The organism is Bacillus smithii, assembly GCF_001050115.1.
Taxonomy (GTDB): Bacteria; Bacillota; Bacilli; order Bacillales; family DSM-4216; genus Bacillus_O; species Bacillus_O smithii.
In genome coordinates, this window is sequence record NZ_CP012024.1 from 852,913 (window position 1) to 869,223 (window position 16,311).

Here is a 16,311-nt window from a genome sequence, read left to right on the forward strand (position 1 = left end):
ATGAAGGAAGAGCGTAAAAGGTTCATATGTCGAAAACTCGGGAAGGAGATACGAAATGTCAGGTTCTTTACTTGTATTATTTATGGTCATAATTGGAGCCGTTATTGGCGGAATTACGAACGCCATTGCCATTTTAATGCTGTTTCGCCCCCATCGCAGTCTGTATATCGGGAAATGGCATATTCCCTTTACACCCGGATTGATTCCGAAACGGCGAAAAGAAATTGCTTTTCAGCTTGGGAAAATGGTATCCGATCATTTAGTTACGCCGCAAAGCATTCAAAAGAAATTTCAAGATCCGCAATTTCTTCAAGATATGACCTCGCTTGTTCAACAAGAAGCAAAACGATTGTTCACTTCGGAAAAAACGATCAAAGAATGGATGGAATTGGCCGGGGTACAAGATCCGGAAAAGCGATTGGAAAGATATCTGAAAAAGAAAATGGAAAAAACGATTGTGGAAGTGGGGAATTCTTATTCAAGCCAGATTATTAAAGATGTCCTTTCGCCTGAAACGATTCGAAAGTTGGAAGAAAAACTTCCGGATGTGAGTGCCTATATTTTACAACATGCAATGAACTACTTTTCAAGTTCGGAAGGTAAACAAAGAGTGAAAAAAATGCTGGATGACTTTTTGGCGGAACGAGGCATGATGGGAAGTATGCTTCAAATGCTTTTGGGCAATTCCTCGATTGTCGATAAAATACTGCCTGAAATGATGAAATTTTTACGCAATCCAGGGACGAATGAAATACTTCTTTCTATCATAAGGGCTGAGTTCGAAAAAATGTTGGAATGGAAATGGGAGCGTATTTTGTCGGAATGGCTGGATAAGAACACGGTAGAGAAAGGAACGGAATTTATCGTTCGTCAATTAAATACGGAAACATTTTTTCAAAAAACACTCTCTGATCTGCTGAATTCTTATGAAGAAGAAATTTTAAAGCAATATATCCCACGGCTAGTTGAAAAAGCAGCCCCATTTTTTTCGAATCGTATCCAAACCATTGTAGAAAAATTACGGATCGCGGATATTGTCCGTGAAGAGGTAGAGTCTTTTTCTCTCGAGCGTATTGAAAAAATGGTGATTGAAATAGCTAATAAAGAATTAAAGGCTATTACCTATTTAGGTGCATTGCTGGGAGGAGTCATCGGCTTGCTGCAAGGGTTTGTGACGTTGCTGTTTCCATAAGAAATCAAAGTTGTCAGGAACATTCTCGCTTTCTAGTTCATAATTTGCTATAGTTGAGTGGCAGTTTTAGTGAAAGAAAATATAGAAAAAACGGCTGATGGCAATGTTGTTGTCCCATTTACGGGTGGATGGCATAGCCAAACAGGAGGAGGGTCCTGCATGGAAAATCTTTATGAGAATGCTCGAGGCTTGGAAAAAGCTTTGCGTCAAAGCGATGAATACGTGAATTTAAAAAAATTATTTTATGCAGTGAATAATGATGAATCAGCAAGAAATTTATTTGAGAACTTCCGCAATATTCAAATGCGTTTGCAGGAAAAACAAATGATGGGGCAAAACATTTCGGAAGAAGAAGTGATTCAAGCACAAAAAGCGGCAGCTCTTGTTCAGCAGAACGGAAAAATTGCACAATTAATGGACGCAGAACAGCGGATGAGTACGGTTATCAATGAACTGAACAAAATTATAATGAAACCGCTCGACGAATTATACGGACCGTTCAATGGATAAAGAAAAGAGCGGCTGATGGTTTTCGCATAGAAATACCGATAGTGGGGGGATTTTTTATCCTCCACTATTGTGATTTGTTCTTTTTATATGGCAAATCAAAAAGAGAAACCTTATGGGATTGTCATTGTCTTCATGTAGTTTCAATGAAAAAAAGTAAAAAAAATTATTGACTTATTATAATATAGGTGCTATTATTCTATATGTCACTTCGATAGTAAGTGAAAGTTCAATAGAAATTAGCGATTGAACAATGATTGCCATACTATGAAAGATACGATGCGATGATCCTTGAAAACTGAACAAAACGAAGCGTAAACCAATGTTTCAATCGAAACAAGCCAAGTCAAATTTCTTTTTGGAGAGTTTGATCCTGGCTCAGGACGAACGCTGGCGGCGTGCCTAATACATGCAAGTCGAGCGGACTTTCAAGAAGCTTGCTTTTTGAAAGTTAGCGGCGGACGGGTGAGTAACACGTGGGCAACCTGCCTGCAAGACGGGGATAACTCCGGGAAACCGGGGCTAATACCGGATAATATCTTCCTTCGCATGAAGGAAGGTTGAAAGGCGGCGCAAGCTGCCGCTTGCAGATGGGCCCGCGGCGCATTAGCTAGTTGGTGAGGTAACGGCTCACCAAGGCGACGATGCGTAGCCGACCTGAGAGGGTGATCGGCCACACTGGGACTGAGACACGGCCCAGACTCCTACGGGAGGCAGCAGTAGGGAATCTTCCGCAATGGACGAAAGTCTGACGGAGCAACGCCGCGTGAGCGAAGAAGGTCTTCGGATCGTAAAGCTCTGTTGTCAGGGAAGAACAAGTACCGTTCGAACAGGGCGGTACCTTGACGGTACCTGACCAGAAAGCCACGGCTAACTACGTGCCAGCAGCCGCGGTAATACGTAGGTGGCAAGCGTTGTCCGGAATTATTGGGCGTAAAGCGCGCGCAGGCGGTCTCTTAAGTCTGATGTGAAAGCCCACGGCTCAACCGTGGAGGGTCATTGGAAACTGGGAGACTTGAGTGCAGAAGAGGAGAGCGGAATTCCACGTGTAGCGGTGAAATGCGTAGAGATGTGGAGGAACACCAGTGGCGAAGGCGGCTCTCTGGTCTGTAACTGACGCTGAGGCGCGAAAGCGTGGGGAGCGAACAGGATTAGATACCCTGGTAGTCCACGCCGTAAACGATGAGTGCTAAGTGTTAGAGGGCTTCCACCCTTTAGTGCTGCAGCTAACGCATTAAGCACTCCGCCTGGGGAGTACGGCCGCAAGGCTGAAACTCAAAGGAATTGACGGGGGCCCGCACAAGCGGTGGAGCATGTGGTTTAATTCGAAGCAACGCGAAGAACCTTACCAGGTCTTGACATCCTTCGCTACCTCTAGAGATAGAGGGTTCCCCTTCGGGGGACGGAGTGACAGGTGGTGCATGGTTGTCGTCAGCTCGTGTCGTGAGATGTTGGGTTAAGTCCCGCAACGAGCGCAACCCTTGACCTTAGTTGCCAGCATTCAGTTGGGCACTCTAAGGTGACTGCCGGTGACAAACCGGAGGAAGGTGGGGATGACGTCAAATCATCATGCCCCTTATGACCTGGGCTACACACGTGCTACAATGGATGGTACAAAGGGTCGCGAAACCGCGAGGTGGAGCTAATCCCAAAAAACCATTCTCAGTTCGGATTGCAGGCTGCAACTCGCCTGCATGAAGCCGGAATCGCTAGTAATCGCGGATCAGCATGCCGCGGTGAATACGTTCCCGGGCCTTGTACACACCGCCCGTCACACCACGAGAGTTTGCAACACCCGAAGTCGGTGAGGTAACCCTTACGGGAGCCAGCCGCCGAAGGTGGGGCAGATGATTGGGGTGAAGTCGTAACAAGGTAGCCGTATCGGAAGGTGCGGCTGGATCACCTCCTTTCTAAGGAAGAAGAAAAGCAGAGGCGACTGTTCAGGTGCGACAAGCACAAGACAGCTTGCGAGGAGGTAGTATTTCAACCACCGCAGCAAGATGGATTGTGACCTCGAGCACCTAGGAGCCGGAGCTGGACAGATATCAATTGTACGCTTTCGTTTTGTTCAGTTTTGAAGGATTTCATCCTTCCAAGTTGTTCCTTGAAAACTAGATAGAAAAAAGAAGCAGCATAAACCGAGTATCGCCATCTAGGATAAAACCAACATGGTTAAGTTAGAAAGGGCGCACGGTGGATGCCTTGGCACTAGGAGCCGATGAAGGACGGGACTAACTCCGAAAAGCTCCGGGGAGCTGTACGTAAGCGTTGATCCGGAGATTTCCGAATGGGGAAACCCGCTGCCCGTAATGGGGCAGCATCCTTGCCTGAATCCATAGGGTAAGGAAGGCAACCCGGGGAACTGAAACATCTAAGTACCCGGAGGAAGAGAAAGCAACAGCGATTCCCTGAGTAGCGGCGAGCGAAACGGGAACAGCCCAAACCAGAAGGCTTGCCTTCTGGGGTTGTAGGACACCAATGGTGGAGTCACAAAGGAACGAGGTAGACGAAGAGGTCTGGAAAGGCCCGTCAGAGAAGGTAACAACCCTGTAGTCGAAACTTCGTTCCCTCCCTGGTGGATCCTGAGTACGGCGGGACACGAGGAATCCCGTCGGAAGCTGGGAGGACCATCTCCCAAGGCTAAATACTCCCTAGTGACCGATAGTGAACCAGTACCGTGAGGGAAAGGTGAAAAGCACCCCGGGAGGGGAGTGAAAGAGAACCTGAAACCGTGTGCCTACAAGTAGTCAGAGCCCGTTTACGGGTGATGGCGTGCCTTTTGTAGAATGAACCGGCGAGTTGCGATCTCATGCGAGGTTAAGTCGGAAAGACGGAGCCGCAGCGAAAGCGAGTCTGAACAGGGCGCATGAGTATGGGGTCGCAGACCCGAAACCAGGTGATCTACCCATGTCCAGGGTGAAGGTGAGGTAACACTTACTGGAGGCCCGAACCCACGCACGTTGAAAAGTGCGGGGATGAGGTGTGGGTAGGGGTGAAATTCCAATCGAACTTGGAGATAGCTGGTTCTCTCCGAAATAGCTTTAGGGCTAGCCTCAAGGAAAGAGTCTTGGAGGTAGAGCACTGTTTGGACTAGGGGCCCTCATCGGGTTACCGAATTCAGACAAACTCCGAATGCCAGCGACTTATCCTTGGGAGTCAGACTGCGAGTGATAAGATCCGTGGTCAAAAGGGAAACAGCCCAGACCGCCAGCTAAGGTCCCAAAGTATACGTTAAGTGGAAAAGGATGTGGAATTGCTTAGACAACCAGGATGTTGGCTTAGAAGCAGCCACCATTTAAAGAGTGCGTAATAGCTCACTGGTCGAGTGATTCTGCGCCGAAAATGTACCGGGGCTAAACGTATCACCGAAGCTGCGGGTGGACACCTTCGGGTGTCCGCGGTAGGAGAGCGTTCTAAGGGCAGAGAAGCCAGACCGGAAGGACTGGTGGAGCGCTTAGAAGTGAGAATGCCGGTATGAGTAGCGAAAGAAGGGTGAGAATCCCTTCCACCGAATGCCTAAGGTTTCCTGAGGAAGGCTCGTCCTCTCAGGGTTAGTCGGGACCTAAGCCGAGGCCGACAGGCGTAGGCGATGGACAACAGGTTGATATTCCTGTACCACCTCTTTTCCGTTTGAGCGATGGGGGGACGCAGGAGGATAGGGTAAGCGCACTGCTGGATGTGCGTCCAAGCAGTAAGAGGGGCAGCGAGGCAAATCCCGTTGCCACTAACCTCAAGCTGTGACGGCGAGGGAAATATAGTACCGAAGTTCCTGATTCCACACTGCCAAGAAAAGCCTCTAGCGAGGAAAAAGGTGCCCGTACCGCAAACCGACACAGGTAGGCGAGGAGAGAATCCTAAGGTGTGCGAGAGAACTCTCGTTAAGGAACTCGGCAAAATGACCCCGTAACTTCGGGAGAAGGGGTGCTTTTTGGGGTGCATAGCCCCGAGAAGCCGCAGTGAATAGGCCCAGGCGACTGTTTAGCAAAAACACAGGTCTCTGCGAAGCCGTAAGGCGAAGTATAGGGGCTGACGCCTGCCCGGTGCTGGAAGGTTAAGGGGAGCGCTTAAAGCTTTGCTTGAAGGTGCGAACCGAAGCCCCAGTAAACGGCGGCCGTAACTATAACGGTCCTAAGGTAGCGAAATTCCTTGTCAGGTAAGTTCTGACCCGCACGAAAGGCGTAACGATCTGGGCACTGTCTCAACGAGAGACTCGGTGAAATTATAGTACCTGTGAAGATGCAGGTTACCCGCGACAGGACGGAAAGACCCCGTGGAGCTTTACTGCAGCCTGATATTGAATTTTGGTACAGCTTGTACAGGATAGGTAGGAGCCTTGGAAACCGGAGCGCCAGCTTCGGTGGAGGCGCCGGTGGGATACTACCCTGGCTGTACTGAAATTCTAACCCGCACCCCTGATCGGGGTGGGAGACAGTGTCAGGTGGGCAGTTTGACTGGGGCGGTCGCCTCCTAAAAGGTAACGGAGGCGCCCAAAGGTTCCCTCAGAATGGTTGGAAATCATTCGCAGAGTGCAAAGGCAGAAGGGAGCTTGACTGCGAGACCTACAAGTCGAGCAGGGACGAAAGTCGGGCTTAGTGATCCGGTGGTTCCGTATGGAAGGGCCATCGCTCAACGGATAAAAGCTACCCCGGGGATAACAGGCTTATCTCCCCCAAGAGTCCACATCGACGGGGAGGTTTGGCACCTCGATGTCGGCTCATCGCATCCTGGGGCTGTAGTCGGTCCCAAGGGTTGGGCTGTTCGCCCATTAAAGCGGTACGCGAGCTGGGTTCAGAACGTCGTGAGACAGTTCGGTCCCTATCCGTCGCGGGCGCAGGAAATTTGAGAGGAGCTGTCCTTAGTACGAGAGGACCGGGATGGACGCACCGCTGGTGTACCAGTTGTCTCGCCAGAGGCATCGCTGGGTAGCTATGTGCGGAAGGGATAAGTGCTGAAAGCATCTAAGCATGAAGCCCCCCTCAAGATGAGATTTCCCATTTCTTCGGAAAGTAAGATCCCTGAAAGATGATCAGGTAGATAGGTCCGAGGTGGAAGCGTGGTGACACGTGGAGCTGACGGATACTAATCGATCGAGGACTTAACCAAAAGAAAGCGCGAAATCGGTGAAACTGCTTCTTCTATCTAGTTTTGAAGGAACAATCGTTCCGACAACTACATACCGTCTGGTGGCGATGGCGAAGAGGTCACACCCGTTCCCATCCCGAACACGGAAGTTAAGCTCTTCAGCGCCGATGGTAGTGAGGGGTTTCCCCTTGCGAGAGTAGGACGCTGCCAGGCAAACAATAACCCGACGAGAAAAAATATTTTATCTCGTCGGGTTTTCTCTATTTTGGGACCTTCTTTCTAAAGCAAGCGGTTCTTTTACGCTTGTTTCAGAAAGTTATGGGAGATGGCAGCCAGCCCCATATTCGATGTTCACTTTGGTCAGCCCATGCAAAATCTCGGAACGACCGATTAGCTTTGATGAATGAAGTATCCAAGATTGAATAGGTTTTCTGTCCCGATCTGAACAATTGTAACCGGCTTCAGCAGTCCGTTTTTCATATGATCTTCTTTCATCCGCATAAATGGAAAAGGTGATTTTTTTGCATTTGTCTAAGTTACATTTTACTGCGATGATCGCGAAATTGGCGAGACTCCTGCGAGAAAAGCGAGCCAGGCGAGACCCCGCAGCGAGGAACGAGCGAGGAGGCTCGCGGATCGCCCGCGGAAAGCGAGTGAATTTCGCGATCATCAAAAAGGCGGTGCCCTTGGGTCATTTTGCCTTGGCTGCCAGTCTGTTCATTCATAGCGAGCGGGAAAAAGTTCTAATTCTGCTTGTTCCTTCATAAAAGTATAAAGAGACGGTTCGATAATAAGGGGGAACATCGATGGTCTATCGTTTACTGGCGGTAAACATAGATGGAACAATACTTCAGGACAATGGCCGTTTAAATAAGATGACGAAAGAGGCAATTGAATATGCGCAAGAAAAAGGAATTTATATTTGTTTAGTATCGGGAAGACATTATCCTTCCGTAAAAAAAGTCGCTAAATCGCTGAAAGTAGACAGCTGTTTAATTGCTCATCAAGGAGCTTTTGTAGCAAAGCAACTCGATAAACCAATCTTATTGAAACGAATTCAAGAAGATATTACGTATGAACTCACCCGTTTTTTAGAATCCTTTCATTGTCGTATTTGCTTATCACACGAAAAATTTTCTGTCAGCAATAAAATGGATTTGCCCGATTCTCTAGTTGGAAGAACGGTTTGGCAGCGCACGAATAATCGTATGCTATACCCTCAATACTTTGTGGAGTCTGTAAGCGACTATTTGGAAAAAGAGCCGGTCTCTCCTCCCAAAATGGAAATCATTTTTCAGAATCCTAGAGATTTGGAAGATGCAAAAAAAGCAATAGAAGGCATGTATGATGAAGTGGCTGTCATCCGCACGGATCAAAACCGTTTCGATATTGTCCCAAGTGGGGTATCAAAGTTTCAAGGACTGGTGTACTTATGCGAAAGAATAAATGTTTCGCTAAAAGAAGTGGTCATGATAGGGTCCGGCATCGACGACTTGCCTCTCTTGCACAATGCAGGTCTTGGGGTCGCCATGGGCAATGCTCCTGATCATGTAAAAGAAGCTGCTGATTGGGTGACAAGATCCAATCAGGAAAATGGGGTATCTTATGTCGTAAAAGAGTTATTTAGGAGACAGCGGCCGATCCGATTTTTAGAAAAAATGGATCACTTAAAATAAGTCGCATCTTTCATCGCCCTTGTTTCGACAAAGGGCGTTCTTTTTTATGGTTAATAGTATATGGGAATTATTCGAGATTTTTCAAATAGGGAAATATGGATTTGTTCTGTTTTATCTGTAGGCTTTTAAGTGAACAGATGGATGGATCCTTGACCGATGGACGATTCATTCAGTAAACTAAAGAATAGTTTACATATTGAAAGGTGATTCGATTGAACATTCTTGTGACAGGCACAGTTGATGAACGTTTGCATAGACCTCTTCAATTAATTGCCAATTTATTTTTTGAAGAGACCGATATTCTTTTGGAAGAGGAGAATCTTCCCGACGAGATCCTCAGAGTGAAATTGGATATCCAAGCCAATTCAGTCATAAAAGTAAAAATGGCTTTATCGGCGCCAGACTCCGCGAAGATCTATCAATCTTCAATAGAAAAAGCGGCGGATCCAACCCAAACGGAAAAAGAATATTTTAAGCAAGTTAAAAAGGCTGTATCGCGCGCATTTCTTGAAGTGCTGCAACAATATACCGGAATCCGGCAGCAGTGGGGATTTTTAACCGGCATTCGTCCAACAAAGCTGTTCCATAAAAAATTGCGGAGCGGGATTTCTAAAGAAGAGGCCCATGAACAATTAAAAAAAGAATATTTAATTACGGATGAAAAGATTCAATTAATGGAGAAAATTGTGGATCGACAACTCACGATTGTCCCTGATCTTTATCACTTGCAAAATGAAGTGAGCATTTATATTGGCATACCGTTTTGCCCAACGAAGTGCGCTTACTGTACTTTTCCTGCTTTTGCAATCCAGGGAAAACAAGGGAGAGTGGCTTCGTTCTTAGGCGGTCTTCATTATGAAATGGAGAAAATCGGCCAATTTTTAAAAGAAAACGGTATAAAAATCACAACGATTTATTATGGAGGAGGTACGCCGACCTCGATCACCGCAGAAGAAATGGATCTTTTATATGAACAAATGTATCGATCATTTCCGAGTGTTGAGAACGTAAGAGAAATTACCGTTGAAGCGGGCCGACCCGATACGATTACGCCAGAAAAACTGGAAGTGCTAAAAAAATGGAATATTGACCGGATCAGCATCAATCCGCAATCTTACATTCAAGAAACGTTGAAAGCCATTGGCCGCCACCATACAGTGGAGGAAACGATTGAAAAATTTCACTTGGCTCGAAGCATGGGAATGAATAATATCAACATGGATTTGATTATCGGCCTTCCTGGTGAAGGAGTGCGGGAATTTCAACATTCATTAGATGAAACAGAAAAACTGATGCCGGAATCTCTGACGATTCATACCCTATCGTTTAAACGTGCATCGGTCATGACCCAAAATAAAGACAAATATCCGGTGGCAAGCCGGGAAGAAGCAGAAGAAATGATGAAATTGGCCCAAGACTGGACCGCAGCGCACAACTATGTTCCTTATTATTTGTACCGGCAAAAAAACATTTTAGGGAACCTTGAAAATGTCGGATATGCCTTACCGGGGCGAGAAAGCATCTATAACATTTTGATCATGGAAGAAGTGCAGACTATTATTGGATTAGGATGCGGGGCAGCAAGCAAATTTATCGATCCGGATACTGGAAAGATTGAACGTTTTGCTAATCCGAAAGACCCAAAATCGTATAATGAACGTTACGAAGAATATACAGAAAAAAAGCTTCAGATTTTACAGCAGCTTTTCTGCAAAAAACAGCCTTCTTGATAAGGCTGTTTTTGATTTGCATGGAAAAACATGATGGAGACTTGCGGGAGAGAACTATTAACATCAAGGCAGATTGATGAAAGAATCGATAGAAAGTCATGCTGAATTTCAAAGTTGAAGAAGTTTAGCCTTCTCATAGAGGCTCTTTTTTATGAGTGAAACAGCAAAAGTTTTCCTGCTGACGATGTGCATCGGTGCGTGTAATCGGAAAAGCCTTTTTCCTTTAGAATTTGGCTGCCTTTTTCTTTAGCCTCATGGTCGTTGGCTGCTTCAAACGTATCATCTAACAACTTTTCACCATTTTTTTGGAAGACAGTCAGCGTATATTCTTTCAATGCAGAAACCTCCCAATATACATCTAGTTAAAAATAAAGAATATTTACAATATTTTGTTTAAATATTGTAAACGATTCTCGCTTATTTTTCAATGGATAAGTTTTTGAATAGATTGTCGGATAATCTGTCTCCTTTGCAAATTGGCCAAAATATCTTTCAGTTTTCACTGTGATGAGGCTAGATTTCAATAGAAAATCTTTCATAATAAAAGTATAATGAAAGAACATACATTCGATTTTTGGCTTGGAGGGAATGCCATCGTGAAACAAATTCGATTTATTCACACGGCGGATCTGCATTTGGATAGTCCGTTTATCGGTTTGGAACAGCGCCTGCCTCCGGAGTTATTTGCAAGAATACGCGAAAGTACTTTTCGTTCTTTTCATAGAATCATAGATGAAGCCATCAAGAGAGAAGTGGATTTTGTTCTTATATCGGGTGATCTATTCGACGGTGAAGACAGAAGCATTAAAGCACAGGCTCGGCTGCAAACAGAAATGAATAGATTAAAACAGCATGGCATTTCCGCCTATATTCTTCACGGAAATCATGATCATTTAAACGGCCAATGGGTGTCGCTGGAATTGCCATCCAATGTTCATGTTTTTTCTTCTCAAGTGGAAGCCATTCGCCATCAGACAAAAGCGGGAGCGATTGTTCACTTGTATGGATTCAGTTATGATAAACGCCATGTATGGGAGCGGAAAATAAACGAGTACCAAAAGCAAGACGGAGCGGATTTTCATATCGGTTTGCTTCACGGTTATGAGGAAAGCGGAAAATCAGGCCATCAACCTTACGCCCCATTTTCAGTCAATGATCTGCTGGAAAAACAATTTGATTATTGGGCGCTTGGACATATTCATCAAACAAAGATTTTACATAAAGATCCTTATATTCTCTATCCCGGGAACATTCAAGGACGTCATCGAAAAGAAATTGGAGCGAAAGGCTGCTATCTCGTTGAATTGGATCAAACCGGAACGCGCCTTGAATTTATTGAAACGGCTGATATTCAATGGAAAAAAGAAGTCATGAAGCTTTCGGAAGAGGAAAGTTTTCATTCATTTTTCATGCGTTTGAAGCAGATGATGGAGGATAACCGTCAAACGAATCAAGGTGTCATGTTGGAAATTCAGTTGGAAAATGAGCCCAATCGAGAAATAAGAGATAAAATCACGAGCGGAGAATTATTGGAAGCTCTGCAAGACGGCGAAGATCTAAATGAGTCGTTTGTTTGGGTACATCGGTTTATCATCGATCCGCAGCATCCTCTGAAATTCAAAGAAAATCATCCTTTTTATCGGGAATTTGAAAAGCAGACGGCGTCTTTAACAAAAGAAGATTGGGAAGAGGCGCTTTCCTCTCTTTATTTTCATTATAAAACGACCCGCTTCTTAACTGATCTGACGGAGGATGAAAAAGAAGAAATGTTAGAAGAAGCGAAACGCTTGATTCAAGAAGGATTGGCAGAGGAAGGAGCAATAAGCGGTGAGAATTTCTGATCTTCATATATACGGCTTTGGAAAATTAGAAAATTTTCATTTAAAAGACTTGAAATCATTGCAGCTCATTTACGGGGAAAATGAAGCGGGAAAATCGACCATTATGGCGTTTATCCATGCCGTTTTATTCGGATTTCCTACCAGACAAGCAAAGAATTATGAACCGAAAACCCATTCCAAATATGGTGGGAAATTGACGCTTGAAACCGTGAATATGGGCAAAGCAGTCATTGAAAGAGTGAAAGGAACATCCTCCAGTTCGGTGACAGTAAGGCTCGACGATGGAACGATAGGCGGTGAAGATCTTCTACGTCGACTGTTAAATGGAATGGATGAGAACTTTTACCGTTCTATTTTTTCATTTGACGTCCATGGTCTGCAAAAACTTCACCAATTAAAAGAGGAAGATATCGGCCGCTTTTTATTTTCCGCCGGAACCGTCGGGACAGATTCCTTATACCGGCTGGAGAAAAAACTGCAGAAAGAAATGGAAAAGCTTTATAAGCCAAACGGACGAAATCCGGTTATTAATCAAGAATTACAGACATTGAAGGAACTGGAGGCAGATGTTAAAAAAGGGAAAAAGAAAAATGACCAATATCTTCATGTTTTAGTAGAAATCGAGAATCAAAAACAGCATTTATCAAAGCTGTCCGTCGAAGAAGGGAAATGTCAAGCATATTTGGAAAGACTGGCAAGAGAAGAAACCATTAGACCGCTGCTTATGGAAAAACAGCGGTTGGAAGAAGAAATGAAAGCCATCGGAGAAGTGGCATTTCCGGTGGATGGCATTTCCCGGCTTGAAAAGCATTTGGATCGGCTCCATCATTTAGAAGGGATGATTTCTGCTTTACAAGAAAAGATCGATTGGAAAGAAAAGCAAATCCGGCGATGGCAAAACGACCTTTTATCCCTGGAGGAAGAGGCGGCCATTGAGGCAAGTGTGAATCAAAGTGCCGAGTATAAAAAGTGGCAAGAAGATTGGCAAAATGATCAAATGAAGATCTCAGAATTAAACAGTCAATTGGAAGAGCTCAAGACGTATCTTCATTTTGAACATTTCACGGACGAAGAAATTTATCAGATTGATACGAGTATGGATGTAAAACGACGAATTAAGGAGGAAATTCAAAAGCTTATTCGTCTCATTTCGCAAAAAGAGCACATCGAAAAAGCTTTGCAAACTAACCGCAGCGAGCTTCAAACGGCGGAAAAGGAATGTGAGAAGATTGAGGAGCAGTTATTGCCGGAGCAAGAATTTCGAACGCTGCAAAAAAAAGCGGAAAACCAAACTGAAAAAGAATCTTTGGCAAAGGAAATTCGTTGGCTTGAACTACAACTACAAAAAATCGAGACAGAAAAACAGGCAAAAAAGAGGAATAAGCAGCCTCTTGCCGCCGGTTTCGTTTTGGTTTTTTCAATCGTTTTAGCTCTATGGCTTGTCATTCAACACGAGTGGCTTCTGCTTTCAGTACCTTTTTTTGGATTTGTTGCCGCCTTTTTATTATGGACGAAAAAAACTCCGGATCTTTTGGAAGAACAAGAAAAAGAGCTAAAAAAGGAAATCAATCAACGTAAGAAAGAAATTCAGGAAATGGGGTATCTTCTGACAAAAGAAGAGGCCTCTATGTATCGAAAACAAACCGAACTGCGGGACAGATGGAAACAATCGATTATGAGACTGGAACAATTGGAGCAGCAAAAGAGTAAGCTGATTTCGGACAAAAAGGAATGGGAGCGGGAATTTTCTGAAAACTTGTTGAGAGTTCAAAGAATTCAGCACAAGCTTTGTTTTCCGAAAACAATGGAATGGAATATTTTGGATGAGGCGTTTGAAAAACTTTTAAGTATGAAAGACATCATTCGTCAGAAAAAAATATGCCAAGAAAGAATGAAAGAAATGGAAGAGTCTATTCAAAGATGGAAAGATCAATTGCATCGATGGACAAAGACTCTTGGTTTACCGGACCACGATATAGAATATGTGCTGTTTCAATTAAAAGAACAGTTGAAAAGAAATAAAGAGAAAGCCTTGCAAATAAAGGAAACGAGCAAACAAGCAGAGCAGTATAAAGAGGAGCTTCAGGCAGTGATAAAGGAAAAAGCTGAATTTGAAAGGGAAATTCAGAAACTGTTTGCGTCCGCTAATACGGAAACAGAAGAAGATTTTCGGAAAAAGGGGACTCAATGGAAAAAACTTGAACAGTTGAAAGAACGTTTAGCACTCATCCATCGTCAGGTGCCTGACAGCCCGGACCTTCTATTTCCGCTCGATCAGCCCGCAAAATGGAAAAAAGCCAAACTAGAAGTCGAAGAAAAGTTGAAAGAACTAGGACAGGAGAAAAAAAGAGTACAGGCAGATCTAGCGAAATGGGAGTATGAGAAAAAGGTTTTAGAAGAGGGCGGGACTTACGCAGAACGGCTTCATCTTTTCCATCTTCAGCGGTCGGTAGTAAACGAAAAAGCAAAAAAATGGGCGCAGCTAGCGATTGCAAAACATATCTTTGCTAAAACGGTGAAGCATTTTAAAGATCAAAAACTTCCACTTGCTTTGCAAAAAGCAGAAGAACTTTTAAGCATGTTGACAAATGGACGGTATATTCACCTTTATACGAATGAAGAAGGAAAGTTTTACGTAAAACGAAAAGATGGGATGTTTTTTGAACCGCAAGAATTAAGCCAGGCCACCGGTGAACAGGTGTATGTGTCCCTTCGTCTTGCTCTCGCTTCCGTCTTGCAGGAAGAATATCCATTTCCGCTCATCATTGATGACGCCTTTGTCCATTTTGATCATAAACGAATGTCCGCAGTGGCAGAAGTATTAAAAGAGGTTAGCCGCCATACACAAATATTGATTTTTACATGCCATCAACATGTTAAAATGTATTTTCCGGAAACTTCTATTATTCATTTAGAAGAACCTGACTGGGCGAACGTAACAAAATGATCAAAATAAATGAGCTGGCTGCAGAATCGTCGTCTGCCTATCCATATATTTGTTTGCCGATTGGGTGAAACGGAATTTTTATATAAAGTTTTAAAAAATATTTGGGAACCATTTTTGAACGAATGGCTGCCCATGAGTTTTCTTTTACATTCGCTTCCTTCAGGATGAATAATCAAATACTGTTTATGTGATATAATGGTGTCGATTAAATCCATTGCCGGTGTACAGGAGGAAAAACTGAATGGTTCAGGGAATTATCCATTATGAGGCAGGACAGTCTGTCGATTGTTATTTATTGATTAAATCCATGACGAAAAGCACAGCCGTCAATGGAAAACCGTATTTAAACCTGATTCTTCAAGACAAAAGCGGTGAAATTGAAGCGAAACTATGGGATGCGACAGAACAGGATGAAAAACAATATCGGGCGGAAACGATTGTAAAAGTGCTCGGAGATATTCAAAATTACCGCGGGCGAAATCAACTAAGAATTCGGCAAATCCGACCGGCCTCCGAAAATGAAGGAGTCAAAATTCAAGACTTTGTTATGTCGGCCCCGATGCATTCGGATGAGATGGCAGAAATCATCACTCAGTTTATTTTTGAATTGAAAAATCCTAATATCCAAAGGATCACTCGTTACTTGCTGAAAAAATATTCTGAGCCTTTTTATCAATATCCGGCAGCTACTAAAAACCATCATGAATTTGTATCCGGATTAGCTTATCATGTCGTTTCCATGTTAAAACTGGCAAAGGCCATTGCGGATTTATATCCTTCTTTAAATCGGGATTTGCTCTATGCCGGTGTGATTCTTCATGATCTGGGCAAAGTCATTGAGTTGTCGGGCCCCGTTGCGACTACCTATACGGCTGAAGGAAATTTGTTGGGGCATATCACGATCATGATCAATGAAATTGCCAAGGCGGCCGAAGAGCTGGGCATCGAAGGAGAAGAGGTGTTTATTCTCCAGCATATTGTTTTAAGCCACCACGGAAAGCCGGAATGGGGGAGCCCGAAGCCGCCGTTAATCAAAGAAGCGGAAATTCTTCATTACATTGATAATATTGATGCGAAGATGAATATGCTGGATCGAGCTTTAGAAAAAACGAAACCGGGAGAATTTTCCGAGCGAATTTTCGCTATGGATAACCGCTCTTTTTATAAGCCAAAGTTTTAATTAGTATATTCGATTTCATTCCTATTTCAGCGATGAAGAGACCTCTTTTTAGAGGTCTTTTTTTAAGGGAAGAATTCCTTTTGAAAGTGGAAAAGATAGATCGTGCGGCTCTCTTTCTCCCCATTCCATTCTGATATTTTTCTTTATCATGACGTT

Annotated in this window: 8 protein-coding genes and 3 rRNA genes; 10 read left to right on the forward strand and 1 reads right to left on the reverse strand. The window is 44.1% G+C overall.

Translation table 11 applies throughout. The features are described 5' to 3' along the window. Positions 1–55 precede the first annotated feature (55 nt). The 7 genes from BSM4216_RS04030 to BSM4216_RS04065 all read left to right on the forward strand — a co-directional run bounded on the left by BSM4216_RS04030 (position 56) and on the right by BSM4216_RS04065 (position 10,187). Positions 56–1,192: a DUF445 domain-containing protein gene (locus BSM4216_RS04030; RefSeq protein ID WP_048622825.1), complete on the forward strand. Its 1,137-nt coding sequence runs from the start codon at positions 56–58 to the stop codon at positions 1,190–1,192. 159 nt (positions 1,193–1,351) lie between these two features. Further along, positions 1,352–1,702, forward strand: a complete 351-nt coding sequence (locus tag BSM4216_RS04035; protein WP_003353176.1) for a YlbF/YmcA family competence regulator — start codon at positions 1,352–1,354, stop codon at positions 1,700–1,702. Positions 1,703–2,054: 352 nt separating this feature from the next. Beyond that, positions 2,055–3,609, forward strand: a 16S ribosomal RNA gene (locus BSM4216_RS04040). Positions 3,610–3,869: 260 nt separating this feature from the next. After that, positions 3,870–6,802: ribosomal RNA gene (locus BSM4216_RS04045) — 23S ribosomal RNA — on the forward strand. Positions 6,803–6,878: 76 nt separating this feature from the next. Further along, positions 6,879–6,994, forward strand: a 5S ribosomal RNA gene (gene rrf / locus BSM4216_RS04050). Together the 16S, 23S and 5S rRNA genes form the textbook arrangement of a ribosomal RNA operon. Before the next feature lie 593 nt (positions 6,995–7,587). Beyond that, positions 7,588–8,457 (forward strand): Cof-type HAD-IIB family hydrolase, encoded by an 870-nt coding sequence (locus BSM4216_RS04060; RefSeq protein ID WP_048622827.1) that lies wholly within the window; start codon positions 7,588–7,590, stop codon positions 8,455–8,457. A 212-nt stretch (positions 8,458–8,669) separates the two neighbouring features. Further along, positions 8,670–10,187: a coproporphyrinogen III oxidase gene (locus BSM4216_RS04065; RefSeq protein WP_048622828.1), complete on the forward strand. Its 1,518-nt coding sequence runs from the start codon at positions 8,670–8,672 to the stop codon at positions 10,185–10,187. A 149-nt stretch (positions 10,188–10,336) separates the two neighbouring features. On the opposite strand, the gene BSM4216_RS04070 is transcribed toward BSM4216_RS04065, so the two are convergent. Continuing rightward, positions 10,337–10,522 (reverse strand): YhzD family protein, encoded by a 186-nt coding sequence (locus BSM4216_RS04070; RefSeq protein WP_003353781.1) that lies wholly within the window; start codon positions 10,520–10,522, stop codon positions 10,337–10,339. Between the two features lie 261 nt (positions 10,523–10,783). Between BSM4216_RS04070 and BSM4216_RS04080 the strand changes: the two genes are divergently transcribed. The 3 genes from BSM4216_RS04080 to yhaM all read left to right on the forward strand — a co-directional run bounded on the left by BSM4216_RS04080 (position 10,784) and on the right by yhaM (position 16,155). Continuing rightward, positions 10,784–12,028 carry a metallophosphoesterase family protein gene (locus BSM4216_RS04080; protein ID WP_048622830.1) on the forward strand — a complete coding sequence of 415 codons (1,245 nt, stop codon included), beginning with the start codon at positions 10,784–10,786 and terminating at the stop codon, positions 12,026–12,028. Beyond that, complete coding sequence (locus BSM4216_RS04085; RefSeq protein ID WP_048622831.1) at positions 12,015–14,975, forward strand: ATP-binding protein; 2,961 nt, start codon at positions 12,015–12,017, stop codon at positions 14,973–14,975. The genes BSM4216_RS04080 and BSM4216_RS04085 overlap by 14 nt, the downstream gene beginning before the upstream one ends. Positions 14,976–15,216: 241 nt before the next feature. Beyond that, positions 15,217–16,155, forward strand: a complete 939-nt coding sequence (yhaM, locus tag BSM4216_RS04090) for a 3'-5' exoribonuclease YhaM (protein ID WP_003353778.1) — start codon at positions 15,217–15,219, stop codon at positions 16,153–16,155. Positions 16,156–16,311: the final 156 nt, after the last annotated feature.